This is a genomic window from Photobacterium proteolyticum, assembly GCF_001939735.1.
Lineage (GTDB): Bacteria > Pseudomonadota > Gammaproteobacteria > Enterobacterales > Vibrionaceae > Photobacterium > Photobacterium proteolyticum.
Map to the genome: position 1 here is coordinate 18,395 of NZ_MJIL01000043.1, position 26,645 is coordinate 45,039.

Here is a 26,645-nt window from a genome sequence, read left to right on the forward strand (position 1 = left end):
AATGTCATGAGCCATGAGAAAATCAAAATAAAGGATGTCACACCGCAACAATTCAACCCCAAAACCCACAAAGGCAACTCCGATCGCTTCAATCCTAGTAATCGAATCTATGTCCGTGCCGTCAAGGGGATCTATCAGAAGCTACGCCAGAAAATGGGCTGGCTGCTAATGATCCTGTTTATGGGGCTACCCTGGATCCCCTATGGCGATCGCCAGGCTATCTTGCTGGATATCGGCCAGCAGCAGTTTAACTTCTTCGGCACGACTCTGTGGCCACAGGATCTCACCCTGCTGGCAACCCTGTTTATGATCGCGGCCTTTGCCCTGTTTTTTGTTACCACCTTTTTGGGCCGGGTCTGGTGTGGTTATTTCTGTCCGCAAACCGTCTGGACCTTTATCTACATCTGGTTCGAGGAGAAGCTTGAAGGGCCGGCTAACAAAAGGCGCAAACAAGACAGCATGAAGCCGACCGGTAAGCTGCTGGGCAGAAAAGTCCTCAAGCATGCCGCCTGGCTGGCGGTCGCCCTTGCCACCGGCCTGACGTTTGTCGGCTACTTTTTTCCGGTCAAGACACTGGTCATTGACTTCTTTACCTTCAATGCCAGCTTCTGGGCAGGTTTCTGGGTATTGTTTTTTACTGCCTGCACCTATGCCAATGCCGGCTGGATGCGCTCGATTGTCTGCATCCACATGTGTCCGTACGCCCGCTTCCAGTCGGCGATGTTCGACAAGGACACCTATATTGTCGGCTATGACACCGAGCGCGGCGAAGCCCGTGGCCCTCGCTCACGCAAGAAAGATCCCAAGGAGCTGGGACTCGGTGACTGTATCGACTGTAACCTGTGTGTCCAGGTATGCCCGACCGGTATTGATATCCGTGACGGGCTGCAATACGAGTGCATCAACTGCGGTGCCTGTGTGGATGCCTGTGATGAAACCATGGACCGCATGGGTTATGAGAAGCGCCTGATCAGCTATACCACCGAGCACAAGCTTGAGGGGCACACAACCCATGTTATGCGACCGAAACTCATCGGCTACGGCGCGGTGATGATCGCCATGGTCGGGTTGTTCTTCTTCCTGCTGGCCTCGGTACAGCCAATGGGACTGGACGTGATCCGCGATCGCAACCAGCTGTTCAGAGTCAACACCGAAGGATTGGTTGAAAACACCTATACCCTGAAGATCCTCAACAAAACCCAGCAGCAGGCCGTCTACACTCTGAGCGTCAAGGGCATTGAAGAGATTGAATGGTACGGTCAGCAGCAGGTCACTGTCGAAGCCGGTGAAGTCTTCACCCTGCCGGTCAGCCTGGGGGTTGACCCCTACCTGTTGCAGTCGCCGATTGCCGATATCACCTTTATCATGGAGCGGGGAGAGGGTGAGGATAAAATAGAACTTCAGACCGAAAGCCGCTTTATCGGAGAGTTACGCTAACCTCTAGCAAAGTAAAGCAAAGTTATGTAAAGAAGGGCCGCTGACGGCCCTTTTTTATTATGATGCTATCCCCAAGTAATTCTCGCCGGAGCGAGCATCTTGAAGTCGCTTGGGTATATACTGACAGGCTCTGATACTGGCTGCGGAATTTTTCATATGACACAACAAGATGGTTTTAGCTTTTCTGATTTGACCCCCGAGCTGCTGCTCGATGCACTCGACAGCATCGGAGTCCGTGCCGAGTCAGGCCTGCTTCCCCTTAACAGCTATGAAAACCGGGTCTACCAGTTCAGTGCCGAAGACGGTGCCCGCTACGTCGCCAAGTTCTACCGTCCGCAGCGCTGGAGCAATGAGCAAATCCAGGAGGAGCATGACTTTACCCATGAACTGCTCGAGCAGGAGATACCGGTTGCTGCGCCAATCGCCTTTGAAGGCCGTACCCTGCAGCATTTCGGTGAGCACCGCCTGGCGCTCTTTCCCAGTATGGGCGGACGCCAGTTCGAGGTCGATAACTTTGACCAGCTGGAATGGGTCGGGCGCTACCTCGGCCGCATTCACCAGGTAGGCCGGCGACAGCCTTTTGCACACCGTCCGACCATCGGATTGGATGAATACCTTCACCAGCCACGACAGCTTCTAGAGCAAGCCGATTTCATCCCCGACCACCTGAAGACAGTTTTCTTTGCCGATCTCGACCTGCTTATTCGAGAGCTGGAGCAGCACTGGCACACCGACTGGCAGTCACTGCGCCTGCACGGCGACTGCCACCCCGGCAATATTCTCTGGCGTGACGGCCCGTTATTTGTCGACCTGGACGACGCCCGCAACGGCCCTGCCATACAGGATCTCTGGATGATGCTCAACGGCGAGCGCCATGACCAGCTCGCCCAGCTCGATACTATACTGGAGGCGTACAGCGAGTTTGCGGACTTCAATCAGAAAGAATTGCAACTAATTGAGCCTTTGCGCGGTCTTAGAATGGTGCACTATATGGCTTGGCTCGCCAAACGCTGGCAGGATCCGGCCTTCCCCCGCGCCTTCCCCTGGTTTGCCGATAACAAATACTGGGAAGGACAGGTGTTAGCGTTCAAAGAACAGCTCGCCGCTTTAAACGAACCTCCATTGCAGCTGATGCCGCAGTGGTAAGAAAACGAAAACACAAATGGAACAATAACCTTGGTTATTTCAGTCCTTTTTAAGGGAGTACCTCGCAACATGTTTAAGAAACTACTCGCGCTGGCAAGCGTCGCTTTACTGTCTTTCTCTGTTCAGGCAGCTAAATTCACAGAAGGTGATTACTACAAAGTGCTGGATCTGCCGCAGTCCACCAGCCCGGTTGTCACTGAGTATTTCTCATTTTTCTGTCCGCACTGTAATAGCTTTGAGCCAATGATCCAGCAGCTGAAGAAAACCCTGCCGGACAATGCCAAGCTGCAGAAAAACCATGTCTCTTTCATGGGTGGTTCTATGGGGCCATCAATGAGCAAGGCCTATGCCACTTCCGTGGTCCTTAATGTCGAGGACAAAATGGTGCCGGTCCTGTTCAACCGTGTCCATGGTATGCAAAAACCACCTCGCAATGACCAAGAGCTACGCCAGATCTTCATCGACGAGGGGATCAGTGCCGATGACTTCGATGGTGCCTTCAACAGCTTTGCCGTTAACTCTATGGTTAACCGTGCCAACAAAGCCTTCCAGGACAGCGGCCTGACCGGTGTACCAGCCGTTATCGTCAACAACAAGTACCTGGTACAGACCGGCAAAATCAAATCGGCCGATGAGTACTTCGAGCTGGTTAACTTCCTATTGAAAAAATAACCCGTTACACTTGAAAAGAAGGGCCGCTTGGCCCTTCTTTTTTTGGAGAGCAGGAAAGAGAGCGTGGAAAAAATCCTGATCAGTGCCTGCCTGTACGGCCATGCCGTACGGTATGACGGAAATGACAACCTCGTTACCCATCCGCTTCTTGATAAGTGGAAAAAACAGGGGCGGCTAGTCGTCATCTGCCCCGAGATCAGCGGCGGGCTGCCGACACCACGACCACCCGCCGAAATCCAGACCAACGGCAACGTCGCTACCATCACAGGCGATGATGCGACAGCCGCGTTTCAGGCCGGCGCCCAGGCAGCTGTTGCACTATGCCGACAGTACAACATCCATCTTGCGTTACTGAAGGAAAACAGCCCTTCCTGCGGCAGTCACTTTATCTATAACGGCCAGTTTGACGGCACCAGAATCACCGGACAAGGTCTGGCAGCAGCGGCCCTCACCGCACATGGCATCACAGTCTTTAGCGAATATCAGCTTGACGAGTTAGAGTGCACCCTCAACAGCCTTGAAGAGCCCCCCTAAAGCCGACGAAACCTCAGCCACTAGACAACCTGCGCCGTCAGCTGCTTCAACAGCCGATCCATCGCCCGGTAGCCCAGCGCCTCGGCCAGATGTCCCCGCTCTATCTGCGCGCAGCCAGCCAGATCAGCAATGGTCCGGGCAACCTTGATGATCCTGTGATAGGCACGAATAGACAGCCCAAGCTGATGCAGGGCCGTCTCGAGAAACTCGGCGTCTGCTTTGGCAAGTACGCAGTGTCGGTCCAGCTCCCGGGTCGATAGCAGGGCATTGACCTTGCCGGAACGTACCAGCATCTCTTCTCTGGCCTGCCAGACCCGCTTTTTGACGTCTGCCGTCGGTTCACCCCGATCGCCACCTTCGGCCAATGTGCCGCGCGGCAGGGCCGGGATTTCAATCGACATATCAAAACGGTCAAGCAACGGGCCGGAGAGGCGCCCGAGATAGCGCAGGATGGCCTGCGGATTGGTTCGGGCCTGGTTTCCCTCGTAATACCCGGTCGGACTCGGGTTCAGCGCCCCAATCAACTGAAAGCGTGCCGGAAAGCAGGTCTTGCTGGTCGCACGCGATATCACGATTTCCCCCGATTCCAGAGGCTCGCGCAGTGAGTCCAGCACCTTGCGCTCGAACTCCGGCATTTCATCCAAAAACAAGATCCCGTTATGGGCCAGAGAGATTTCTCCCGGCCTCGGCACCGAGCCGCCGCCAACCAGCGCCGCCATCGAACTTGAATGGTGCGGGGTCCGAAACGGCCGGGTGCGCCAGTTTCCCTCATGCAATGCCTGCTGGGTCAGCGATGCCACCGCCGCGGTTTCCAGCGCCTCATCGACAGTCATTTCCGGCAGCAAGTCACACAGCCGAGAAGCCAGCATCGTTTTACCGGTACCGGGTGGACCAAGAAACAGCAAGTTATGGCCTCCGGCAGCAGCAATCTCCAGGGCCCGCTTGCCCTGTTGCTGGCCAATAATATCTTGCATGTCACGGCCGGGAGAATGTGGTTCTGGCGTGTTTTTCACCTCGCTACGAATGCACAGTTCCAGCTGGTGCTGCCCACATAGCTGCCCGCAGACGGCCAGCAGATCCGGTGCCGATTTATGAATGTGCCTACCTACCAGGGCCACTTGATCCCCGTTGCTGTCGGGCACGACCAAACAGCGGCCAGCCTGCTTCGCCGCCAGGGCCGCAGGCAAGGTTCCCTTGACATGACGCAGCTCGCCAGAAAGCGCCAACTCGCCTAAAAATTCATAACTTTGTAGGCTATCTGCCGGTATTTGCTCAGAAGCGGCCAGGATCCCCAAGGCTATCGGCAAGTCGAAACGCCCGCCTTCCTTGGGCAGATCGGCCGGTGCCAGATTTACCGTGATACGCCGGGAGGGAAACTCGAAATTGGCATTCACAATCGCACTGCGTACCCGATCCCGGGCTTCCTTGACAGTGGTTTCCGGCAACCCGACCAACGTCAGTGCCGGCATTCCGTTACTGATGTGCACTTCAACCGTTACTGGCGGCGCATCGACACCGACGCAGGCGCGGCTATGGACAATCGCAAGAGTCATGATCTCTTTCCCCGGTGAAATATCACCCATTTAAGTTAATAAAAATAAGAAATTCCGTTTCACAAATAGCCTATTTATGCACAAAGATTGCTAATTAATTTTCATTTTTTACTTGTCATGCGACAGATGTCTGTGTTACCACTTAGGAAGAGCAACAAATAAACAATAAAACTGGACAGACAGTAGATGCCATTTAACGCCAACGCTATCGCACTCATTCTCATCGTCATCGTGGTGATTATTTCACCGCGAGAGGGGCTGGCAGGCGTAAAGTAGCAACAAACACAACAAACGCAGAAAGCCCCCGCACCGAACGGTCCGGGGGCTTTTTTTTAGACATTGGATGTAATTATGCTGGAAATACCACCAATACAGCTTTCAGCAACACACGAACAAGGAAAAGGGGAGCAGCGATGACAGGAGCAGAGTTAGTTGTTAAAGCGCTGCAACAGCAAGGGATATCCACGGTCTTCGGTTATCCTGGCGGGGCTATCATGCCCATCTATGACGCACTCTATGACGGCGGGGTCGAGCACATTCTCTGTCGCCACGAGCAAGGTGCCGCCATGGCGGCCATCGGCATGGCCAGAGCCTCCCAGGATGTCGCCGTCTGCATGGCCACCTCCGGACCGGGGGCGACCAACCTAGTCACCGGCCTGGCGGATGCCTTTCTTGACTCCATCCCGTTGGTGGCCATCACCGGACAGGTTGCCAGCTCGCACATAGGGACCGATGCGTTCCAGGAAATGGATGTCATCGGTATGTCGCTGTCCTGTACCAAGCACAGCTACCTGGTTACCGATATCCACGAGCTTGCTCCGACGCTGGCCGAGGCTTTCGAAGTCGCCAAAAGCGGCCGCCCCGGTCCGGTCATTGTCGATATCGCCAAAGATGTCCAGCTCGCCCAGGCGCCGGTCGAGACGCTGCCGTTTGTTGAGCCGCCGGCCATGCCGGTCGCCTCCGATGAATGCATCGCCAACGCCCAGCACATTTTGTCGCAAAGCCAGCGCCCGGTGCTCTATGTCGGCGGTGGGGTCCAGCTGGCCAAGGCAACCCAGACCGTACGCCATTTCCTGACCATGAATCCAATGCCTTCGGTAAGCACGCTAAAAGGGCTCGGCACCATCGAGCGCCACGATCCTCACTACCTGGGCATGCTCGGTATGCACGGCACCAAAGCCGCCAATCTGGTAGTACAGGAATCGGATCTGCTAATCGTAGTTGGTGCCCGCTTTGACGATCGGGTGACAGGCAAGCTGGATACCTTTGCTCCCCACGCCAAGGTCATTCACCTGGATATCGATGCTGCCGAGTTTAGCAAGTTACGCCACGCCCATGCTCCGCTACGAGGTGATATCAATGTGATCCTGCCGCAGCTAGAGCTTTCCCAGGACATTACGCCGTGGGTAGAGCGCAGCGAGAACCTGCGCTCCGAGTTCAAGTGGCACTATAACCATCCTGGCGATCTCATCTACGCCCCGCTGTTGCTGAAACAGCTGTCGGACATGATGCCCGACAGTGCGATAGTCTCGACCGATGTCGGCCAGCACCAGATGTGGGCCGCCCAGCATGTCCAGCCTCGCGAGCCGCAGAACTACATAACCTCGGCCGGACTGGGCACCATGGGTTTCGGCCTGCCGGCGGCCATGGGCGCCAAGGTAGCCAGGCCCGATGACGAGTCAATCCTGATCTCGGGCGACGGCTCCTTCATGATGAACGTCCAGGAGCTCGGCACCCTCAAGCGCAGACAGATCCCCGTCAAGATGGTCCTGATCAATAACCAGCGGCTGGGCATGGTACGGCAATGGCAGTCACTGTTCTTTGACGGCCGCCATAGCGAAACCATCCTCGATGACAACCCGGACTTCGTTACTCTGGCCAGTGCATTCGGCATTCCGGGAAAAACCATCACTACCAAGGCCGAGGTTGAGCCGGCTTTGAAAGAAATGCTGGAGAGCGAAACGTCGTACCTGCTTCACGTTCTGATCTCCGAAGAAGAAAATGTGTGGCCTCTCGTTCCGCCCGGCGCAGCAAACCAAGATATGCTGGAGAATACTTAATGGATAGATATTTACTCGACATCAAAGCGGATGATAAGCCAGTATTATTAGAGCGCGTACTACGCGTCATTCGTCACCGTGGTTTTATCATCAAGCAAGTCACGGCAACACAAAACCATGAAAGTAAGATAGCCAGTGTAGAAATAATCGTAGACAGTGACCGCCCCATCAGCACGCTTATCAATCAAATAGAAAAGCTATGGGATATCCGCACTGTCAAAACAACAATATTGGAACAGCGTGATTAGCGCATAAGGAAGGACACACAATGGCAAACACAGCAGATTATATTTGGTTCAATGGTGAGCTCGTTCCATGGCAAGATGCCAAAGTACACGTACTTACCCACGCAATGCATTATGGAACCTCTGTTTTTGAAGGGATCCGCTGCTACGACACCCCCAGCGGCCCGGTCGTATTCCGCCACAAGGAGCACATGCAACGCCTGAAGGATTCAGCGAAAATCTACCGCTTTCCAATTCCCTACTCAGTCGACGAACTGATGGCAGCCTGTCGCCAGACCCTAAGCGAAAACAAGCTGACATCGGCCTATATTCGCCCGCTCGGCTATGTGCCGAATGTCGGCCTTGGTGTCTGCCCGCCGCCGGAAACAGAGATGGACTTGATCATCGCGGCGTTCTCCTGGGGCACCTATCTGGGTGAAGATGCACTGGCCAACGGTGTCGATGCCATGATTTCCAGCTGGAACCGTGCCGCACCAAATACCATTCCGACTGCGGCCAAAGCCGGTGGTAACTACCTGTCCTCACTGCTGGTCGGCGGCGAGGCACGACGCCACGGCTATGCCGAGGGGATCGCCCTGAGCGTTGACGGTTACCTGTCCGAAGGGGCCGGCGAGAATATCTTTGTTGTTCGCAACGGGGTGATTTCTACGCCACCGGCCACCAGTGCCATTTTGCCGGGTATCACCCGTGACTCGATCATGACGCTGGCCAAAGAGCTCGGCTACGAAATCCGCGAAGAGAACATTGCCCGCGAAGCGCTGTATCTGGCCGACGAGGTGTTTATGACTGGTACTGCTGCTGAAATCGTACCGGTTCGCAGCGTTGACCAAATCACCGTCGGTGAAGGACGACGCGGTCCGGTGACCGAAAAGATCCAGTCGACCTTCTTTGGCCTGTTCAACGGCCAGACCGAAGACAAGTGGGGCTGGTTGGATCCGGTTTACCCAGCATCAGCCGATAAATAAGTTAACTCACATAGCCGCCCGGTCCTTCCTCCGGGCGGCTAGAAAAAGGAATTTGCAGTTATGCCTAAGTACCGTTCAGCCACCACGACCCACGGCCGCAATATGGCCGGCGCCCGCGCCCTATGGCGCGCAACCGGTGTAAAAGACGAAGATTTTGGTAAACCCATTATCGCGGTGGTGAACTCGTTTACCCAGTTCGTACCGGGCCACGTTCACCTGAAAGATATGGGGCAGCTGGTGGCCGGCGAGATTGAAAAAGCCGGCGGGATCGCCAAAGAATTTAACACCATCGCCGTCGATGACGGTATCGCGATGGGTCACGGCGGCATGCTGTACTCCCTGCCGTCACGCGAGCTGATCGCCGACTCTGTCGAATACATGGTCAACGCCCACTGCGCCGATGCGATGGTGTGCATTTCCAACTGCGACAAAATCACCCCGGGAATGCTGATGGCCGCGCTGCGGATCAATATTCCGGTGATCTTTGTGTCGGGCGGGCCGATGGAAGCCGGCAAGACCAAGCTATCTGATCAGATCCTCAAGCTCGATCTGGTTGATGCGATGATCCAGGGCGCGGATCCGACAGTGTCCGACGAGCAGAGCGAGCAAATTGAACGCTCGGCCTGTCCGACCTGCGGCTCCTGCTCGGGCATGTTCACCGCCAACTCGATGAACTGCCTCACCGAGGCATTGGGTTTAAGTCAGCCGGGCAACGGCTCGATGCTGGCCACCCATGCCGACCGCGAGCAGCTGTTCGTCAATGCCGGCAAGCGCATCGTCGATCTGACCCGCCGCTATTACGAACAGGATGATACCAGCGCCCTGCCGCGTAGCATTGCCACCAAGAAAGCGTTCGAGAATGCCATGGCACTGGATATCGCCATGGGCGGCTCGACCAATACGGTATTGCACCTGCTGGCAGCCGCACAGGAAGGCGAGATTGACTTTACCATGGATGACATCGACCGGATGTCACGTCTGGTACCGCACCTGTGCAAGGTCGCGCCGTCAACCCAACAATACCATATGGAGGACGTTCACCGTGCCGGCGGCGTCTACGGTATCCTGGGCGAGCTCAACCGAGCAGGCCTACTGCACAGCGACTGCTATAACGTATTAGGGCAGACCTTCGCCGACTCACTAGCCCATTATGATATTTCGGTAACGGGATCGCAGGAAGTCAAAGATTTCTATCGCGCAGGCCCTGCCGGTATTCGTACCACCAAGGCCTTCTCGCAAGACTGCCGCTGGGACAGCGTCGATGACGACCGCGAAAACGGCTGTATCCGCAGCAAAGAGCACGCCTTCAGTCAGGATGGCGGACTGGCGGTGCTTTCCGGCAACATGGCCGTTGACGGCTGTATCGTCAAAACCGCCGGTGTCGACGAAAGCTGCCTGACTTTCCGCGGCCCGGCGGTGGTGTTCGAAAGCCAGGATACCGCGGTCGAGGGGATCCTCGGCGGTAAGGTGAAAGCCGGCGATGTGGTCGTTATCCGCTATGAGGGCCCGAAAGGCGGACCGGGCATGCAGGAAATGCTGTATCCGACCACCTACCTCAAATCCATGGGTCTGGGCAAAGAGTGCGCCCTAATTACTGACGGCCGTTTTTCTGGCGGTACCAGTGGCCTGTCGATCGGTCATGTTTCTCCCGAAGCTGCTGCCGGCGGCACCATTGGTCTGATAAAAGACGGCGATATCATCGATATCGACATTCCGAACCGCAGCATTGAACTGCAGATCGACGAGCAGGAGCTGGCTCAGCGCCGTGAGGTGAACAACCAGCAGGGCTGGCAACCAGCCGACCGCCAGCGCGAGGTGTCTTACGCGTTACGTGCCTATGCACTACTTGCTACCAGCGCCGACAAAGGGGCTGTCCGAGATAAAACCAAGCTGGAAGGATAGAATGATGAGCGAAGTGAAACAGGCCGGGGATGTAGCGCTACCAAGCGGAGCCGACTACCTTCGCGATATTCTTCGGGCACCGGTTTACGAGGTGGCTCAGGTCACCCCGTTACAGACCATGAACCGGCTGGCCGCCAGGCTGGGCAACAGCGTCCAGCTTAAACGGGAGGACCGCCAGCCGGTCCATTCGTTCAAGCTGCGCGGTGCCTATACCATGATGGCCCAGCTTACCGAGGCGCAACGTCAGGCCGGGGTCATTGCCGCCTCGGCGGGCAACCACGCCCAGGGATTGGCATTGTCAGGCAAGCAGCTCGGGGTCAGTACCACTATCGTCATGCCGCGTACCACACCGGATATCAAGGTAGACGCCGTCAGAAGTTTTGGCGGCAAGGTCGTCCTGCACGGCGGCAACTTTGACGAGGCCAAGGCCCATGCCGAGGCACTGGCAGCTCAGCATAGCTATACCTTTATTCCCCCTTTTGATCACCCGGCTGTTATTGCCGGGCAGGGCACGATTGGGATTGAGCTGGTCCAGCAAAACGGCCATCTCAACTACGTCTTTGTGCCGGTCGGAGGCGGTGGTCTGGCTGCTGGGGTGTCTGTACTGCTCAAACAGCTGATGCCGGAGATCAAGGTTATCGGCGTCGAGGCAGAAGACTCGGCCTGTCTCAAGGCAGCACTTGATGCCGGCGAACCGGTCACGCTGGATCAGGTCGGTATGTTTGCCGACGGGGTTGCGGTAAAACGGATCGGTGAAGAGACGTTCCGACTCTGCCAGCAGTATATCGATGATGTGATCACCGTAACCAGTGACGAGATCTGCTCGGCGGTCAAAGATATCTTCGAAGATACCCGTGCTATTGCCGAACCCTCCGGGGCTCTGTCGCTGGCCGGACTGAAAAAGTATGCCGAAGTGAACCAGCTGCAAGACCAGCAACTTGCGGCCATTCTATCGGGGGCCAACCTGAACTTTCATGGCCTTCGCTATGTGTCGGAACGTTGCGAGCTGGGTGAGAAACGCGAGGGATTGCTGGCCGTCACAATCCCCGAGCGACCGGGGGCGTTTCTGGATTTCTGCCATATTATCGGCGGACGGGCAGTGACGGAGTTTAACTACCGCTACAACGACGATGCTCTGGCCAATGTCTTTGTCGGCGTCCGCTTGCTGCAGGGACAGGAAGAACTGGACAGCATCATCCACGACCTTCGCAAAGGCGGCTATCCGGTGGTTGATTTGTCTGACGATGAAATGGCCAAGGTCCACGTCCGCTACATGATTGGCGGCCGACCGTCGAAACCGCTGAAAGAGCGGCTGTACAGCTTTGAGTTTCCGGAATACCCGGGAGCGTTGCTGAAGTTTTTGAATACGCTCGGTACACATTGGAACATCAGTTTGTTCAACTACCGCAACCATGGTGCCGACTACGGCCGGGTATTATGCGGATTCGAACTGGAAGACCATGATTTGCTGTCATTCACCAGCCATCTCCGTGAGCTGGGGTACCAGTGGAAGGATGAAACGGATAACCCTGCCTATAAGTTTTTCCTGGCACAGTAACGCCGGAATAGCCCATTAAAATAGCAGCCTTCGGGCTGCTTTTTATTAGGTACCTATCATTTATTTCATTGAATCCAAGTGGTCAATATAGCTGCTTATCATGCCAATCTGATGGGCAATAAGCTTGGTTTTCAGCGGCTCCGGCACCTTGTCTAACAATTCGATCAACTGTTGGCTCTGGGTGTGTTGGTGTACAGACTGCGGGATCGTCCCCTCTTCAATAAACCAGGTCAATGGTCGCCCGGTGATCTCCGCAATCTTCAACAGGGTTGTTATCCTTGGCTCGGTTTTCCCCGACTCAAGGTCAAGGTACGTTTGCCTTGCAATATCAAGGCGTTTTGCCATTGCAACTTGCGAAATCTCTTTCCACTCTCTAGCATCTCGAACTCGCGCCGCAATGTGTGGTTTTGAGCTTTGCATTTAGCCACCATCTGTTAATTATGTCCCTAACTAACCTTCGTCTCAGACAAAGACAACAAGTTGTAATTGCAGGAAAAAGTGTCAAAGAACGGGAAATTATCTAACAGAACAGCATAAGTTCACTACAGAGCTGGCGAAACTGTGACCCTATACATTTAATGTCGAGCAAAGCAGACAACTTAAATCACTAATGTAAAACATTGTATACACACAAAAAGCATAGTAATTAAATGCGTATTAATATGGGATTTATTTGTCTTTCTGAGTCAGTGCCCGGGTGTATTCCGCCATAAAGCCGGCTAGATTGATACTTTGCTGCAAAATAACATTTCTGGCCGAGTGGGGAAGACGGCTAAAGTATTGCAATAAACGATCTATTTCCTCTTTGTACTCACTTTCCAAGATTTCTATCCCTTCGTCACCGTAGACAAACCAGGTCAGGGGACGCTCGGTGATTTCCGAAATCTCAGACAGCAGCCTGACTTTGGGCTCGGTCTTTCCGGTTTCCAAATCGAGATAGGTCTGGCGAGCGACACGCAACTGCTGCGCCATATGGACCTGGGTAAGTCCTTTCCACTCACGCGCTTCCTTAATTCGCGCCGCGATTTTCGCTTTGGGATCTGTCATGTCTAACCTCCAATACAGAATTAAATGAATACTGCCCAGCTTTCAATCCTAGGGGTGCATAACATAAGCCAACTTTACAAAAAGAAATAAAAAAATTAAAAATCAAACACTTAAAAACATTATTATTGATGAGATTCTTATTATGAGTTGCAGTTCGTCACAATGTAGGTCTTTTTTCCTATTTCGCAATAAAACTAGTCAGTCTTGTCTAGAGAGTAGCTTCTCCCATGCTCAAAAACGAGAAAAGACGCCAAAGTTGGCGCCTTTTCTCATTATTGAGACTATCAAAAAATCAGTTATTCAACCGTCACGGCCTTCGCCAGGTTACGCGGCTGATCCACATCGGTTCCCTTGATCAGCGCGACATGGTACGACAGCAGCTGCATCGGTACTGTGTAGAAAATAGGGGCAATCACTTCATCGACACGAGGCATGGTAATGATCTTCATCCCGTCAACCTCTTCGAAGCCTGCCTCGCTGTCGGCGAAGACATACAGTAAGCCGCCGCGGGCACGTACTTCCTCGATATTCGACTTCAGTTTCTCAAGCAAGTCATTGGTTGGTGCCACGACAATAACCGGCATATCAGCATCAATCAGTGCCAACGGACCGTGTTTTAGCTCACCTGCCGCATAGGCCTCTGCGTGAATGTAAGAGATCTCCTTCAGCTTCAGTGACGCTTCAATGGCAATCGGGTAAAACTCACCGCGACCAAGGAACAGGGCATGGTGCTTGTCGGCAAAATCTTCGGCTAGCTGCTCGATTGGCTTGTCGAATGCCAGAGCTTTCTCAACCTGGGTCGGTAGCGAATGCAGAGAATCGACAATCGCTTTCTCTTTGGCCGTATCAATCAGGCCTTTCTCTTTACCCAGAGCGGTCACAAACATCAGCAGCGTCACCAGCTGGGTCGTAAATGCCTTGGTGGATGCCACACCGATTTCTGTACCGGCACGGGTCATGAAGGCCAAATCGGATTCACGAACCAATGATGAGCCAGCAACGTTACAGATGGTCATTGCAGCCATGTAGCCTTTCTCTTTGGCCAGACGAAGGGCGGCAAGGGTATCGGCAGTCTCGCCCGACTGGGACAGGGTGATCAGCAGGCTATTTGGACGGGTCACAAACTTGCGGTAGCGGAACTCCGAGGCGATCTCGACATCACAGCTCACACCGGCCATCGCCTCGAACCAGTAGCGGGCAACCATACCGGCATTGTAGGAAGTACCACAGGCGACAATCTGTACATGCTCGACATTTTCCAGAATATCGGTCGCACCGTTGCCGATACTTTCAACAATCACGGAATCGCTGCCGATACGGCCTTCCATGGTGTTGATCAGTGCACTTGGCTGCTCGTAGATTTCTTTCTGCATGTAGTGACGGTACTGACCCTTGTCAGCGGCATCCTGCTGAAGATTAGATTCGTGTACCTCGCGAGTAGCCGGCTGACCGTCAACATCAAAGATATTTACTTCGCGGCGGGTGATTTCAGCCACGTCGCCTTCTTCAAGGAACATAAAGCGACGAGTTACATTCAGCAGCGCCAACTGATCCGAGGCCAGGAAGTTCTCGCCGACACCCAAGCCAATCACCAGCGGGCTACCCGAACGCGCAACTACAACACGCTCTGGGTCGCGGCGATCCATCACAACCGTCCCGTAGGCACCTTCAAGCTGAGCAGCTGTTTTTTGTACCGCCTCAAGCAAAGTAGCTGCAGTGCGCAACTCCCACTCAACCAAGTGAGCAATCACTTCGGTGTCAGTCTGCGAGACAAATGCGTAGCCGCGCTCTGTCAACAACTCGCGCAGTTCTTCATGATTTTCAATGATCCCGTTATGGACCAGCGCAATGTTGTCACCAGACATATGCGGATGGGCATTGGCTTCAGACGGCTCGCCATGCGTCGCCCAGCGCGTATGGGCAATACCGGTTCCACCGACAAGCGGTGACTGCTCGACAGCATCGGCCAGCTCCTGCACTTTACCCAGGCGGCGAACGCGAGTCAGGTTACTCTCGCTATCAACCACCGCCACACCGGCAGAGTCATAGCCGCGATATTCCAGACGACGCAGGCCTTCGACAAGAATTTCAGCCACATCACGTTGTGCTACTGCACCAACAATCCCACACATAATCGTTTCTCTCTAAAAGTTTATTCCGATGCCGTACAGATCACCTGTACACCATGCTGTTCAATCTGTTGTTTCGCTTCGTCACTCAAGCCGTCGTCGGTGATCAAGGTACTGATATTCGACCAGGGAAGCTCAAGGTTGGGGATCTTGCGTCCAACCTTGCTGGATTCGACCATCACCACGACCTCGCGTGACACCTCGGCCATCACTCGGCTCAGTCCGATCAGTTCATTAAACGTCGTTGTACCACGTGCAATATCAATACCGTCAGCACCGATAAACAGCTGATCAAAGTCGTAGGAGCGCAACACTGACTCCGCGACCTGGCCCTGAAACGCTTCCGAATGCGGATCCCAGGTACCGCCGGTCATCAACAAAGTCGGCTCGTCCTCCAACTCATTCAAGGCATTGGCGACGCTCAGCGAGTTAGTCATCACTATCAGCCCCTGCTTGCCACCCAGCAAACCAATCAGGCCTGCCGTGGTACTGCCGCTGTCGATGATGACCCGGTTATGATCACGGATCCTCTCAGCCGCCGCTTTGGCAATTGCTAACTTACGAACCGAAACATTTTCTTCTACCTCACTGACCATTTCGGTCGGCATCGCAATCGCGCCGCCATAACGGCGTAGCAATAAGCCGTTCTTTTCCAGGGCGGCAAGGTCTTTTCGAATGGTGACTTCCGAGGTGGAAAAAAACTTCGCCAGCTTATCAACGCTGACTTCACCCGCTTCATTGACCATGGAGACAATGGCATGACGGCGCTGCTGGGTATTTCGCTTCGACATAAATTACGAACTGATAGTTTAAAGTTTCGATTTGAAAGAAATGGTAGCAGATCAAAACTTTCTTGATCAAGATTGTGCAATTAATTTTTTATTAAAAAGAAGATGAGGTGGAAGAGAAGCAACGTAGTCACTCGGATACAAAAAAGGCAAGGAGAGCCCTTGCCTTTTATTACCCAATAACGGCCGTTACTTTTGTTTCACCGGACGTTTCCAGCCTTTGATAGTACGGGCAGGGGCGCGAGTAATGACTAACTCACCCTCACCGATATCACGGTTGATTGTCGCGCCGGCACCAATGGTAGCTCCCTTGGCTACTTTTACCGGGGCGATCAGCTGGGTATCAGAACCAATAAAGACATCATCTTCTATTTCGGTCTTGAACTTGTTGGCACCGTCGTAGTTACAGGTAATCGTACCGGCACCGATATTTACCCGATCGCCAATCTCGGCATCACCCAGATAGGTCAGGTGGTTGGCTTTGGAGCCCTGCCCCAATCGCGCTTTCTTCATTTCGACAAAGTTACCGACGTGCGAGTCACCCACCAGTTCGGCTCCCGGGCGCAAGCGAGTAAACGGCCCTACCGTACAATCTTCACCGACTGTCGCACCTTCAATCACGCTATACGGCCGTACAATTGTGTTGTCATCAATCTCACAGTCTTTCAGCACACAGCCGGTGCCGATCACCACGTTATCCCCCAGGGACACAGAGCCCTCGATAATAACATTGACATCAATTTCAACGTCGGTGCCGCACTGCAGCTCACCGCGTAAGTCAAAACGAGCCGGATCGCGCAGCATTACACCTTGTTCAAGCAGGCGCTCTGCCTGCATTGCCTGGTAGGCCCGCTCCAGTCTTGCCAGCTGAATGCGGTTGTTCACCCCTTCAACCTCAATCGCCTTTTCCGGGTGAACGGCTTCAACAGCGCGGCCTTCATTGTGGGCCGTCGCAATAATGTCGGTCAGGTAGTACTCACCCTGGGCGTTATCGTTTTTAAGCGCTGCCAGCCAGCGCTTGAGATCGCCACCGTTGGCAACCATTACCCCGGTATTAATCTCCTTGATCAGCTTCTGCTCTTCAGAAGCATCTTTCTGCTCAACAATGGCAACAACAGGACCGTTACGACGAACAATACGGCCATAACCTGTTGGGTCATCCAGTACCACGGTCAGCAGGGCAATACCGCCCTCAGGCTGGGCATCAAGAAGGTTTTCCAGGGTCTGGGCACTGATCAGCGGCACGTCCCCGTACAAGATCAGCACTTTCTCGTCATCGGCCAGATCCGGGCAGGCCTGGTTAACCGCGTGGCCTGTGCCCAACTGCTCAGCCTGCAATACCCAGTTCACCGACTCTTCAGCCAGGGCTGCCTGCATTTGATCACCGCCGTGACCATAAACCAGGTGAATATTCTCCGCCCCCAGCCCGCCACAGGTATCGATAACATGCTTGGCCATCGGCTTGCCTGCCAGTTTATGCAGCACCTTAGGTAAATTCGAGTACATGCGGGTTCCTTTACCCGCCGCCAGGATCACAGCACTGAAGCTCATGATAAATAATCCTTCTTGATGCATATTCAATGTTTAACTTCCCGCATTGTATCGGTTCACCCGGGAAGGTTTAAGGAAAATAGATTTTTTTTTGCGAGTAATAACCGTATATCGCCTGCAAATGAAACAAAACACACGGCGTACAGCAAACAATGACAAAGCTATCAGGTACTCATAAACGGACAGCCCGCCAGGTAGCAGGCATAAAAAAAGCGACCCTAGGGTCGCTTTTTGCGTCATGCGCCTGATTAACGCGCTTTTCGCGTCAGCTCGATAACTCGTAGCTGAGCGATTGCTTTAGCCAGGTCACTGGCCGCTTGAGCAAAGTCGATATCGCCGTGCTGATTGTGGATATGCTCCTCAGCCTGACGTTTCGCTTCTTCCGCCTTCGCAGCATCCAAATCTTCACCACGGATTGCAGTGTCAGCCAGCACCGTAACGGAGCTCGGCTGGACTTCCAGCATACCACCGGAAAGGTAGATGATCTCTTCCTCGCCGTGCTGTTTAGTGATTCGAACCATGCCCGGCGTGATAGCGGTCAGCAGCGGTGTGTGTCCTGCGTGAATACCCAGTTCACCTTCGCTACCGGTCACCTGAACGTTTTCAGCACGACCAGAGAACAGTTTTTTCTCTGCGCTGACTACGTCTAGATGGAAGGTTATCGCTGCCATGTCGCCTCCTACTCAGCTTAAAGCTTCTTCGCGTTTTCCAATACGTCTTCGATCGCGCCGCAGTACATGAATGCCTGCTCTGGGATGTCGTCGTATTCGCCAGCAAGAAGACCTTTAAAGCTACGTAGCGTGTCTTTCAGCGCTACGTAGATACCTGGGTCACCTGTGAAGACTTCAGCAACGTGGTAAGGCTGAGTTAGGAAACGCTCAATCTTACGTGCACGAGATACGGCCTGCTTATCTTCTTCAGACAGCTCATCCATACCCAGGATTGCAATGATGTCTTTCAGCTCTTTATAACGCTGCAGAAGGCTCTGCACGCCACGAGCGATCTCGTAGTGCTCCTGACCAACCACTAGCGGATCAAGCATACGAGATGTTGAATCTAGTGGGTCAATCGCTGGGTATAGACCCAGAGAAGCGATCTGACGAGAAAGTACAACTGTCGCATCCAAGTGGGCAAACGTTGTTGCCGGTGATGGATCCGTCAAGTCATCCGCAGGTACGTATACCGCCTGAACAGAGGTAATAGAACCTGTCTTCGTTGACGTGATACGTTCCTGAAGTACACCCATCTCTTCTGCAAGAGTTGGCTGGTAACCTACCGCAGATGGCATACGACCAAGAAGTGCCGATACCTCGGTACCCGCAAGGGTATAACGGTAGATGTTATCGATGAACAGCAGTACGTCACGACCTTCGTCACGGAAACGTTCAGCCATTGTCAGACCAGTCAATGCAACACGTAGACGGTTACCCGGTGGCTCGTTCATCTGGCCGTAAACCATTGCTACTTTAGACTCTTCAGGATTCTCAACGTTAACAACGCCTGCTTCCTGCATCTCGTAGTAGAAGTCGTTACCTTCACGAGTACGCTCACCAACACCAGCAAATACCGACAGACCTGAGTGCTGTAGGGCGATGTTGTTGATAAGTTCCATCATGTTTACGGTTTTACCTACACCGGCACCACCGAATAGACCGATTTTACCACCCTTGGCGAATGGACAAATCAGGTCGATAACTTTTACACCAGTCTCAAGCAACTCAGTTGCGTTTGACTGCTCTTCGTAGCTTGGTGCTTCACGGTGAATCGCGTAACGCTCTTCTTCACCGATATCACCACACTCGTCGATTGGCTGACCCAGAACGTTCATGATACGTCCTAGAGTAGCTGTACCAACTGGAACTTCAATTGGGCGGCCTGTGTTTTCAACAGACAAACCACGACGTAAGCCATCAGAAGTACCCATTGCGATACCACGTACAACACCGCCACCAAGCTGCTGCTGAACTTCAAGAACTAGCGTACCGTTCTCTTTTGCATCAACGTGAAGGGCGTCATATACCTGTGGTACAGAGTCCTGCGGAAACTCTACGTCGACTACCGCACCGATGATCTGTACGATCTTACCTGTAGCCATCGTTAATCCTCTAAACTTATTAATTCTTTGCCTTAAACAGCCGATGCACCAGAAACGATTTCTGACAGTTCTTGTGTAATCGCCGCCTGACGGGCTTTGTTGTACACAAGCTGTAGTTCGTCAATCAAGTTTCCAGCATTGTCTGTCGCTGCTTTCATCGCAACCATTCGAGCCGCTTGCTCACTGGCAAGATTCTCGACCACACCCTGGTATACCTGTGATTCGGCATAGCGAACCAGTAGGGTCTCGAGCAGGGCTTTCGGCTCGGGCTCATAGATATAGTCCCAAGAGTGGTTGCGCTGCATTTCTTCGTCTTCTGACTTAGGCAAAGGCAGCAATTGATCAATCACTGGTTCCTGAACCATGGTGTTTACAAATTTGTTGTAAACCAGGTACAGGCGATCCAATTGGCCTTCATCATATTTCTTCAGCATTACGCCAACGGTACCGATCAGCTCGTCAACCGTCGGGGAGTCTCCCAGACCTGACACCTGAGCGACCACGTTACCGCCGTAGCTGTTAAAGAATGCAGTCGCCTTTGCGCCAACAAGCGCCAAGTCAACGTCTGCACCTTTCTCTGACCAGCCTTGCACATCCGTCATGGCTTGTTTGAACAGGTTAATGTTCAAACCGCCACACAGACCGCGGTCAGTAGAAACAATGATGTAACCCACGCGCTTGGCTTCACGCTCTTCAAGATAAGGATGCTTATACTCGAGGCTACCAAGGGCGATATGACCGATCACTTTGCGCATAGTTTGTGCGTATGGACGTGATGATTCCATCGCGTCTTGCGTTTTACGCATTTTAGACGCGGCCACCATTTCCATCGCTTTTGTGATCTTCTGTGTGTTTTGCACACTGCCGATCTTGTTACGAATCTCTTTTGCGCTGGCCATCGTTACTCTCCGTTAGTAGGTGATCGCAAGCGATCACCAACCAATTACCAAGTCTGGGTCGCTTTGAAATCTTCAACCAGTTTTACAAACTGCTCTTCGATTTCGCCGTTCCAAGCACCCGTTTCATCTACCTGAGATACAAGCTCTACATAGTGAGCTTTGGCATATGAAAGCAACGCAGCTTCGAAGTCAGCAAGCTTTGTCAGCTCAACATCGTTCAGATAGCCTTTTTCCGCAGCAAAGATAACAAGCGCTTGCTCGAAAACAGACATTGGCGCGTACTGCTTCTGCTTCATCAGCTCTGTTACTTTCTGACCGTGGTCAAGCTGCTTCTTGGTTGCTTCATCAAGATCAGACGAGAACTGGGCAAACGCCGCTAGTTCACGATACTGTGCCAGTGCAGTACGGATACCGCCAGATAGCTTCTTGATGATCTTGGTCTGAGCAGAACCACCTACACGCGATACAGAGATACCTGGATCAACCGCTGGACGAATACCGGCGTTGAACAGCTCTGTCTGTAGGAAGATCTGACCATCAGTGATCGAGATAACGTTGGTCGGTACGAATGCTGATACGTCACCTGCCTGCGTTTCGATAATCGGCAGCGCAGTTAGGGAACCCGTTTGACCTTTCACTTCACCGTTAGTGAATTTTTCTACGTAGTTTTCGTTTACACGAGCAGCACGCTCCAGCAGACGAGAGTGTAAGTAGAAAACGTCACCAGGGAATGCTTCACGACCTGGTGGACGACGAAGAAGAAGTGAAATCTGACGGTACGCAACAGCCTGCTTAGACAGGTCATCATATACGATCAGGGCATCTTCACCGCGGTCACGGAAGTATTCACCCATTGCACAACCTGCGTATGGCGCAAGGTACTGCAATGCAGCGGCTTCAGACGCCGATGCTACAACCACAATTGTGTTTGCCAGTGCACCGTGCTCTTCCAGTTTGCGCACTACGTTAGCGATAGTTGACGCTTTCTGGCCGATAGCAACATAAACAGAGTAAATACCAGAGTTTTTCTGGTTGATGATCGCATCGATCGCCATCGCTGTTTTACCAGTCTGACGGTCACCGATGACTAGCTCACGCTGGCCACGGCCGATTGGGATCATTGAGTCAACCGCTTTATAACCAGTCTGAACTGGCTGGTCGACTGATTTACGGTCGATAACACCTGGTGCAATTACTTCAACCGGAGAGAATGTCTCGGTTTCAATTGGACCTTTACCATCGATAGGCTCACCCAGCGTGTTGACAACACGGCCAAGTAGCGCCGGGCCTACTGGTACTTCAAGAATACGACCAGTACCCGTTACTTTCATGCCTTCCTGTAGGTCGGCATATGGGCCCATTACAACCGCACCAACCGAGTCACGCTCAAGGTTAAGTGCCAGTGCAAAACGGCCACCAGGTAATTCAATCATTTCACCTTGCATTACGTCAGCAAGGCCATGGATACGAATAATACCGTCACTTACGGAAATGATAGTACCTTCGTTACGCGCTTCACTTACAACGTTGAATTTTTCAATACGCTGCTTGATCAGTGCGCTAATTTCCGTGGAATTAAGTTGCATGCTCCAATTCCCCAAATCAAGACTGCAAAGTATCGCTCAGGCGGTTTAGTTTTCCGCGTACTGAGTTATCGATGACTAAGTCTCCAGCTCTAATCACAACCCCGGCAATCAGGGTCTCGTCTACACTGCAATTCAGCTTAACCTTACGTTCCAGACGCTCTTCCAGTTTCGCGCTGATCGCGGCAAGTTGGCTATCGTCGAGGGTAACCGCCGAGGTTACTTCCGCATCGATAGTCTTTTCATGTTCATTTTTCAGGAACAGGAACTCGTCGCAGACATCAGGTAGCGCTTTCAGGCGTCCGTTCTCGGCCATCACTTTAATCAAGTTCTGACCGAATTCGTTGAGTTGCTCGCCGCAAACCGAAATAAAGATTTCAGTCAGCTTCTCGGCAGCATAACCACTGTCCAGGACATCCTGAATAGTGTCATTCGTTGCCACCTCAGCAGTAAAGGTGAGCATTTCAGCCCATTGGGCCAGCTCACCTTTCTCAACCGCAAAATCAAAGGCTGCTTTAGCGTAGGGGCGTGCGATAGTAGTCATATCAGACATGTGCTTGCCCCTTTAATTACAGTTCTGCAGTGACTTTGTTAAGAAGATCAGCATGGGCATCCTTATCGATAGAACGCTCAATGATTTTCTCAGCACCAATCACAGCTAGAGTTGCAACTTGTTTGCGCAGATCATCGCGCGCGCGGTTACGTTCTGCTTCAATCTCAGCAAGACCTTGAGCCAGAATTTTGTCACGCTCAGCAAGGGCTTCAGCCTTCGCTTCGTCGATGATTTGAGCTTTGCGTTTATTCGCTTGCTCAACAAGTTCAGTTGCAGTGTGTTTTGCTTCCTTTAATTGCTCAGAAGCATTTGCCTGCGCTAGGTTCAGGTCTTTGGCAGCACGATCAGCGGCTGCCAAACCGTCAGCAATTTTCTTCTGACGATCTTCAATCGCTTCCATAATTGGTGGCCATACATATTTCATGCAGAAAACCACGAATAGGAAGAAGGCGATTGCCTGACCCAGCAAAGTTGCATTCATATTCACAACGCATCTCCTTAAAAAGGGTTGCTATGGGTCCGTTCGTTTTTATTTATTAACCAGCTAGTTGGCCAACGAATGGGTTTGCGAATGTGAATAGTAGAGCGATTACGATACCGATCATTGGAACCGCATCAAGCAGACCTGCAATGATGAACATCTTAACTTGCAGCATAGGTGCCATTTCAGGTTGACGAGCTGCACCTTCAAGGAATTTACCACCTAGAAGTGCGAAGCCGATCGCTGTACCCAGTGCAGCAAGACCTACAATGATGCCCACGGCAATTGCAGAAAAGCTTAGTAAAGTTTCCATCACTATCTCCAGTTTATAGTTGTCGGCTAAAGTGCCAGTAAAAAATTAAAAATTTACAAATAATCGTTAATGATTGTCTTCATGCGCCTGAGACAGGTACACAATAGTCAACATCATAAACACGAATGATTGAATTGTAATGACCAGGATGTGGAAAATTGCCCACGGGACCGAGCCCAGCCATTGTGCCCACCACGGCATTAATGCCGCAATTAGGATAAACACCACCTCACCGGCAAACATGTTACCGAACAGACGCATACCAAGCGAAATAGGCTTCGCTAGCAACGACACTACTTCAAGCAGCAAGTTGAACGGGATCATTACCGGGTGATTGAACGGGTGAAGTGCCAGTTCTTTCGCAAAACCGCCAAGGCCTTTGATTTTGATGCTGTAATAAAGCATCAAAGCAAACACACCTAACGCCATTGCCATGGTGATGTTGACATCAGCACTCGGTACTACCTTAAGATAAGGAATACCTAACCAGTGCTCCGCCGGATACGGAAGAAAATCAATTGGCACTAAGTCCATGATGTTCATCAGCATGATCCAACAGAATATGGTCAGAGCCAAAGGAGCTATCAGTTTATTGCGGCCATGGAAGGTCTCTTTTACGCTGCTATCAACGAATTCGACCATAATCTCCACAAAACACTGTAGTTTTCCTGGAACTCCTGATGTCGCTGATTTCGCTGCCTTGTAGAATAGCCCTAAAAAGAGCAGTCCTGTGAAAGCAGAGAAAAACAGGCTATCTATATGAACCGTCCAGAAACCATCACCCACCGACAAGTTAGTCAGGTGGTGAGTAATGTAGCCTGACGGCGTTAGCGCTTCACCTGGCGCAGCCATAACTCATCCTATTTGTTGTTGTTAATGAATAAAACCGGCCCAAAGATATTAATCCCGAGAGCCAGCAAATAGGTCAGTTTGAGGGGAACAAGTTCCACCTCGACATACAGGTAAACAATGGCAAATAGGATGACCGTGATGAGGATTTTCAGCACTTCTCCACCGTAAAATGACGCCATGATCAGCCGGGCCCGGCGGGCTCCACTGAACAGAAAGGCGCATTTAGCAAAGACAGCATTGGCAATTACAAAAATGCCGCCACCTATTAATGCGGAGATTCCCCAGTCAACACTGACAGCAAACACTGCCAGTAATGCCGTTGTCAAAACGACGCCAGATTGTAGCAAGAGCAACCGTTTCGCCAGTTGGCGGCCCGGTCTAACTAGCGCCGATACCATGTATTCGTTCCTCGAGTCCATTCCACTACACAAACGTCGTGCTGGGAAAACTGCGAAAATTATACGGCTCATTAGATTGAATGCAATCTAATCGCAGCAAAAAAAAGTGTTAGATTTTACAACACAATAACCTGATCACGTCATTGTAAATTTTGCAACAAAATATCCACGTTTTATGTCACATTTCGTGACCAAACATTGCAATAAATTGCTTCAATTTGTGGGCTTCGTCAAAGCTGAAAACGATTTTTCCTTTACCGTTTTTCTGCTGATTAATCGCCACCTGGGTGCCAAAGTGTTCACTTAGGTGATTTTCTGCCGCTTCGAGCTGGGCATTCACGGCTTTCACTTTTGGCTCGGCTACAGGCTGTAAAAGTTTCTTCACCAGCTTCTCGGTATCACGAACCGTTAACAGCTTGGCAACAACTATTTGTGCCGCTTCCAGCTGCTGCTCGGACTCAAGCGCGAGCAGGGCACGGGCATGGCCCATTTCGAGTTGTCTCTGCTCGACCATGCGCTTAACCGGCTCCGACAGCTGGTTCAAACGCAACAGGTTTGATACGGCTGCCCGCGACTTACCCACGGCTTCGGCGACCTGCTGGTGGGTCAGCGAAAATTCATTCTGCAGCCGTTCCAATGCCTGCGCCTCTTCCATCGCATTGAGATCTTCCCGCTGGATATTCTCTATTAGTGCAATGGCGACCGTCGCCCGATCATTAACATCCTTAATAATACAAGGGACTTTCTGAAGCCCAGCTTGACGGGCCGCGCGCCAGCGTCGCTCGCCGGCAATAATCTCATACTGTTGCGATGCGATCTCACGCACCACAATCGGCTGAATCACCCCCTGGGCCCGAATCGAGTCTGACAGTTCAGCCAGCGCCTCATCCGACATATCTTTACGAGGCTGAAACTTACCGGCCTGCAGCGCCTGCACAGGAAGATCTTTCAGCATCCCTTCCTCAGAGAGCGATTGTGCCTGCTCGGCACTTTTTTGTTTCGCCTGGGCGACCGAACTGGTAGCCAGTAGCGCATCAAGGCCTTTCCCAAGGCCTCGCTTATTCATGTTCATTGTTTACCCTTATGCATCCACAGCGCCGGCATTGCGCTCGACCTCGTCACGACGAATAATCTCACCGGCCAGAGCCAGGTATGCCTTGGCGCCGCTGGAATACTTATCGTAGTACATTGCCGGACGCCCGTGACTAGGAGCTTCTGCCAAACGGACATTTCGTGGGATCACGGTACGGTAGACTTTCTCGCCAAAGTGCTTTTTCAGCTGTTGGGAGACTTCATTTGCCAACCGGTTACGCGGGTCATACATGGTACGAAGCAACCCTTCAATCTTCAGGTCGGCATTCACCACGGCGGTCAATTTGCTGATGGTATCCATCAATGCGGTCAGGCCTTCCAGCGCAAAATACTCACACTGCATAGGGACAAGCACAGAATCAGCTGCTGTCATAGCGTTGATTGTAAGAAGGTTTAATGCCGGAGGACAATCGATAAAGATGAAATCATAGTTATCACGAACTACCTCCAAAGCGTTACGCAGGCGAACTTCGCGGGCAAACACTTCCATCAGCTTGATTTCTGCGGCCGTCACATCACCGTTGGCGGCAATCAGGTGATAGCCGCCGGTCGTATCGGTGACCGCCACTTCGCTAAACGGGGTTTCTTCGACCAGAAGATCATAGGCTGTTGCATCAACCTGGTATTTATCCACGCCGCTGGCCATGGTGGCATTTCCCTGCGGATCCAGATCAATAACTAGAACTTTGCGCTGTGTCGCGGCCAGTGAAGCCGCTAGATTAACGCAAGTGGTGGTTTTACCCACGCCTCCTTTCTGGTTGGCAACCGCTATGACTCTTCCCACGAAAAAAC

At 52.5% G+C, this 26,645-nt stretch carries 26 protein-coding genes; 9 read left to right on the forward strand and 17 right to left on the reverse strand.

Annotated features, from left to right (window positions below):
* The first annotated feature begins 6 nt into the window (after positions 1-6).
* From ccoG to BIT28_RS02145, 4 genes are all read left to right on the forward strand, one after another.
* Positions 7-1,437 carry a cytochrome c oxidase accessory protein CcoG gene (gene ccoG / locus BIT28_RS02130; RefSeq protein WP_075761996.1) on the forward strand — a complete coding sequence of 477 codons (1,431 nt, stop codon included), beginning with the start codon at positions 7-9 and terminating at the stop codon, positions 1,435-1,437.
* Positions 1,438-1,593: 156 nt separating this feature from the next.
* Positions 1,594-2,583, forward strand: coding sequence for a serine/threonine protein kinase (locus BIT28_RS02135; RefSeq protein WP_075761997.1), 990 nt, complete (start codon positions 1,594-1,596; stop codon positions 2,581-2,583).
* Between the two features lie 69 nt (positions 2,584-2,652).
* Complete coding sequence (locus BIT28_RS02140) at positions 2,653-3,255, forward strand: thiol:disulfide interchange protein DsbA/DsbL (protein ID WP_075761998.1); 603 nt, start codon at positions 2,653-2,655, stop codon at positions 3,253-3,255.
* Positions 3,256-3,318: 63 nt separating this feature from the next.
* Entirely contained in the window at positions 3,319-3,789 is a 471-nt protein-coding gene (locus BIT28_RS02145; protein ID WP_075761999.1) for a 2-thiouracil desulfurase family protein, read from the forward strand.
* Between the two features lie 20 nt (positions 3,790-3,809).
* Here the strand turns inward: BIT28_RS02145 and BIT28_RS02150 are convergent, their stop codons facing one another.
* Complete coding sequence (locus tag BIT28_RS02150) at positions 3,810-5,342, reverse strand: YifB family Mg chelatase-like AAA ATPase (protein ID WP_075762049.1); 1,533 nt, start codon at positions 5,340-5,342, stop codon at positions 3,810-3,812.
* Positions 5,343-5,755: 413 nt separating this feature from the next.
* Between BIT28_RS02150 and ilvG the strand changes: the two genes are divergently transcribed.
* From ilvG to ilvA, 5 genes are read left to right on the forward strand one after another with little or no spacing between them, the layout of a single operon-like run.
* Positions 5,756-7,402, forward strand: coding sequence for an acetolactate synthase 2 catalytic subunit (gene ilvG / locus BIT28_RS02155; RefSeq protein ID WP_075762000.1), 1,647 nt, complete (start codon positions 5,756-5,758; stop codon positions 7,400-7,402).
* Positions 7,402-7,650 (forward strand): acetolactate synthase 2 small subunit, encoded by a 249-nt coding sequence (ilvM, locus tag BIT28_RS02160; RefSeq protein WP_075762001.1) that lies wholly within the window; start codon positions 7,402-7,404, stop codon positions 7,648-7,650. Before ilvG ends, ilvM begins: the two co-directional genes overlap by 1 nt.
* Before the next feature lie 20 nt (positions 7,651-7,670).
* Positions 7,671-8,612, forward strand: a complete 942-nt coding sequence (locus BIT28_RS02165; RefSeq protein WP_075762002.1) for a branched-chain amino acid transaminase — start codon at positions 7,671-7,673, stop codon at positions 8,610-8,612.
* A gap of 60 nt (positions 8,613-8,672) precedes the next feature.
* Positions 8,673-10,514: a dihydroxy-acid dehydratase gene (gene ilvD, locus BIT28_RS02170; protein WP_075762003.1), complete on the forward strand. Its 1,842-nt coding sequence runs from the start codon at positions 8,673-8,675 to the stop codon at positions 10,512-10,514.
* A gap of 4 nt (positions 10,515-10,518) precedes the next feature.
* The gene (ilvA, locus tag BIT28_RS02175) at positions 10,519-12,072 is read left to right on the forward strand and encodes a threonine ammonia-lyase, biosynthetic (RefSeq protein WP_075762050.1); all 1,554 of its coding nucleotides are present in this window, start codon (positions 10,519-10,521) and stop codon (positions 12,070-12,072) included.
* Positions 12,073-12,132: 60 nt separating this feature from the next.
* On the opposite strand, the gene BIT28_RS02180 is transcribed toward ilvA, so the two are convergent.
* From BIT28_RS02180 to BIT28_RS02255, 16 genes are all read right to left on the reverse strand, one after another.
* The gene (locus BIT28_RS02180; protein ID WP_075762004.1) at positions 12,133-12,492 is read right to left on the reverse strand and encodes a helix-turn-helix transcriptional regulator; all 360 of its coding nucleotides are present in this window, start codon (positions 12,490-12,492) and stop codon (positions 12,133-12,135) included.
* Positions 12,493-12,741: 249 nt separating this feature from the next.
* Positions 12,742-13,119, reverse strand: coding sequence for a helix-turn-helix transcriptional regulator (locus tag BIT28_RS02185; RefSeq protein WP_075762005.1), 378 nt, complete (start codon positions 13,117-13,119; stop codon positions 12,742-12,744).
* A 296-nt stretch (positions 13,120-13,415) separates the two neighbouring features.
* Positions 13,416-15,251 (reverse strand): glutamine--fructose-6-phosphate transaminase (isomerizing), encoded by a 1,836-nt coding sequence (gene glmS / locus BIT28_RS02190; RefSeq protein ID WP_075762006.1) that lies wholly within the window; start codon positions 15,249-15,251, stop codon positions 13,416-13,418.
* Positions 15,252-15,271: 20 nt separating this feature from the next.
* Positions 15,272-16,039 (reverse strand): DeoR/GlpR family DNA-binding transcription regulator, encoded by a 768-nt coding sequence (locus BIT28_RS02195; RefSeq protein ID WP_075762007.1) that lies wholly within the window; start codon positions 16,037-16,039, stop codon positions 15,272-15,274.
* 186 nt (positions 16,040-16,225) lie between these two features.
* Entirely contained in the window at positions 16,226-17,587 is a 1,362-nt protein-coding gene (glmU, locus tag BIT28_RS02200; RefSeq protein WP_075762008.1) for a bifunctional UDP-N-acetylglucosamine diphosphorylase/glucosamine-1-phosphate N-acetyltransferase GlmU, read from the reverse strand.
* A 248-nt stretch (positions 17,588-17,835) separates the two neighbouring features.
* On the reverse strand, positions 17,836-18,258 hold the full coding sequence (locus BIT28_RS02205; RefSeq protein WP_075762009.1) for a F0F1 ATP synthase subunit epsilon: 423 nt from the start codon (positions 18,256-18,258) through the stop codon (positions 17,836-17,838).
* Positions 18,259-18,275: 17 nt separating this feature from the next.
* Positions 18,276-19,682 (reverse strand): F0F1 ATP synthase subunit beta, encoded by a 1,407-nt coding sequence (gene atpD, locus BIT28_RS02210; protein ID WP_075762010.1) that lies wholly within the window; start codon positions 19,680-19,682, stop codon positions 18,276-18,278.
* 32 nt (positions 19,683-19,714) lie between these two features.
* Entirely contained in the window at positions 19,715-20,581 is an 867-nt protein-coding gene (gene atpG, locus BIT28_RS02215) for a F0F1 ATP synthase subunit gamma (RefSeq protein WP_075762011.1), read from the reverse strand.
* Between the two features lie 44 nt (positions 20,582-20,625).
* Positions 20,626-22,167, reverse strand: a complete 1,542-nt coding sequence (gene atpA / locus BIT28_RS02220; RefSeq protein WP_075762012.1) for a F0F1 ATP synthase subunit alpha — start codon at positions 22,165-22,167, stop codon at positions 20,626-20,628.
* 16 nt (positions 22,168-22,183) lie between these two features.
* Positions 22,184-22,717, reverse strand: a complete 534-nt coding sequence (atpH, locus tag BIT28_RS02225; RefSeq protein ID WP_075762013.1) for a F0F1 ATP synthase subunit delta — start codon at positions 22,715-22,717, stop codon at positions 22,184-22,186.
* A gap of 16 nt (positions 22,718-22,733) precedes the next feature.
* Positions 22,734-23,204 (reverse strand): F0F1 ATP synthase subunit B, encoded by a 471-nt coding sequence (gene atpF / locus BIT28_RS02230; protein WP_075762014.1) that lies wholly within the window; start codon positions 23,202-23,204, stop codon positions 22,734-22,736.
* A 49-nt stretch (positions 23,205-23,253) separates the two neighbouring features.
* Positions 23,254-23,511: a F0F1 ATP synthase subunit C gene (atpE, locus tag BIT28_RS02235; protein WP_005302247.1), complete on the reverse strand. Its 258-nt coding sequence runs from the start codon at positions 23,509-23,511 to the stop codon at positions 23,254-23,256.
* A gap of 66 nt (positions 23,512-23,577) precedes the next feature.
* Positions 23,578-24,363 (reverse strand): F0F1 ATP synthase subunit A, encoded by a 786-nt coding sequence (gene atpB, locus BIT28_RS02240; RefSeq protein WP_075762015.1) that lies wholly within the window; start codon positions 24,361-24,363, stop codon positions 23,578-23,580.
* Positions 24,364-24,371: 8 nt separating this feature from the next.
* Positions 24,372-24,761: a F0F1 ATP synthase subunit I gene (locus BIT28_RS02245; RefSeq protein WP_075762016.1), complete on the reverse strand. Its 390-nt coding sequence runs from the start codon at positions 24,759-24,761 to the stop codon at positions 24,372-24,374.
* Positions 24,762-24,939: 178 nt separating this feature from the next.
* A complete protein-coding gene (locus BIT28_RS02250; RefSeq protein ID WP_075762017.1) occupies positions 24,940-25,833 on the reverse strand; it encodes a ParB/RepB/Spo0J family partition protein in 894 nt (297 codons plus the stop codon).
* Positions 25,834-25,842: 9 nt separating this feature from the next.
* Positions 25,843-26,637 carry a ParA family protein gene (locus BIT28_RS02255; RefSeq protein WP_075762018.1) on the reverse strand — a complete coding sequence of 265 codons (795 nt, stop codon included), beginning with the start codon at positions 26,635-26,637 and terminating at the stop codon, positions 25,843-25,845.
* Positions 26,638-26,645: the final 8 nt, after the last annotated feature.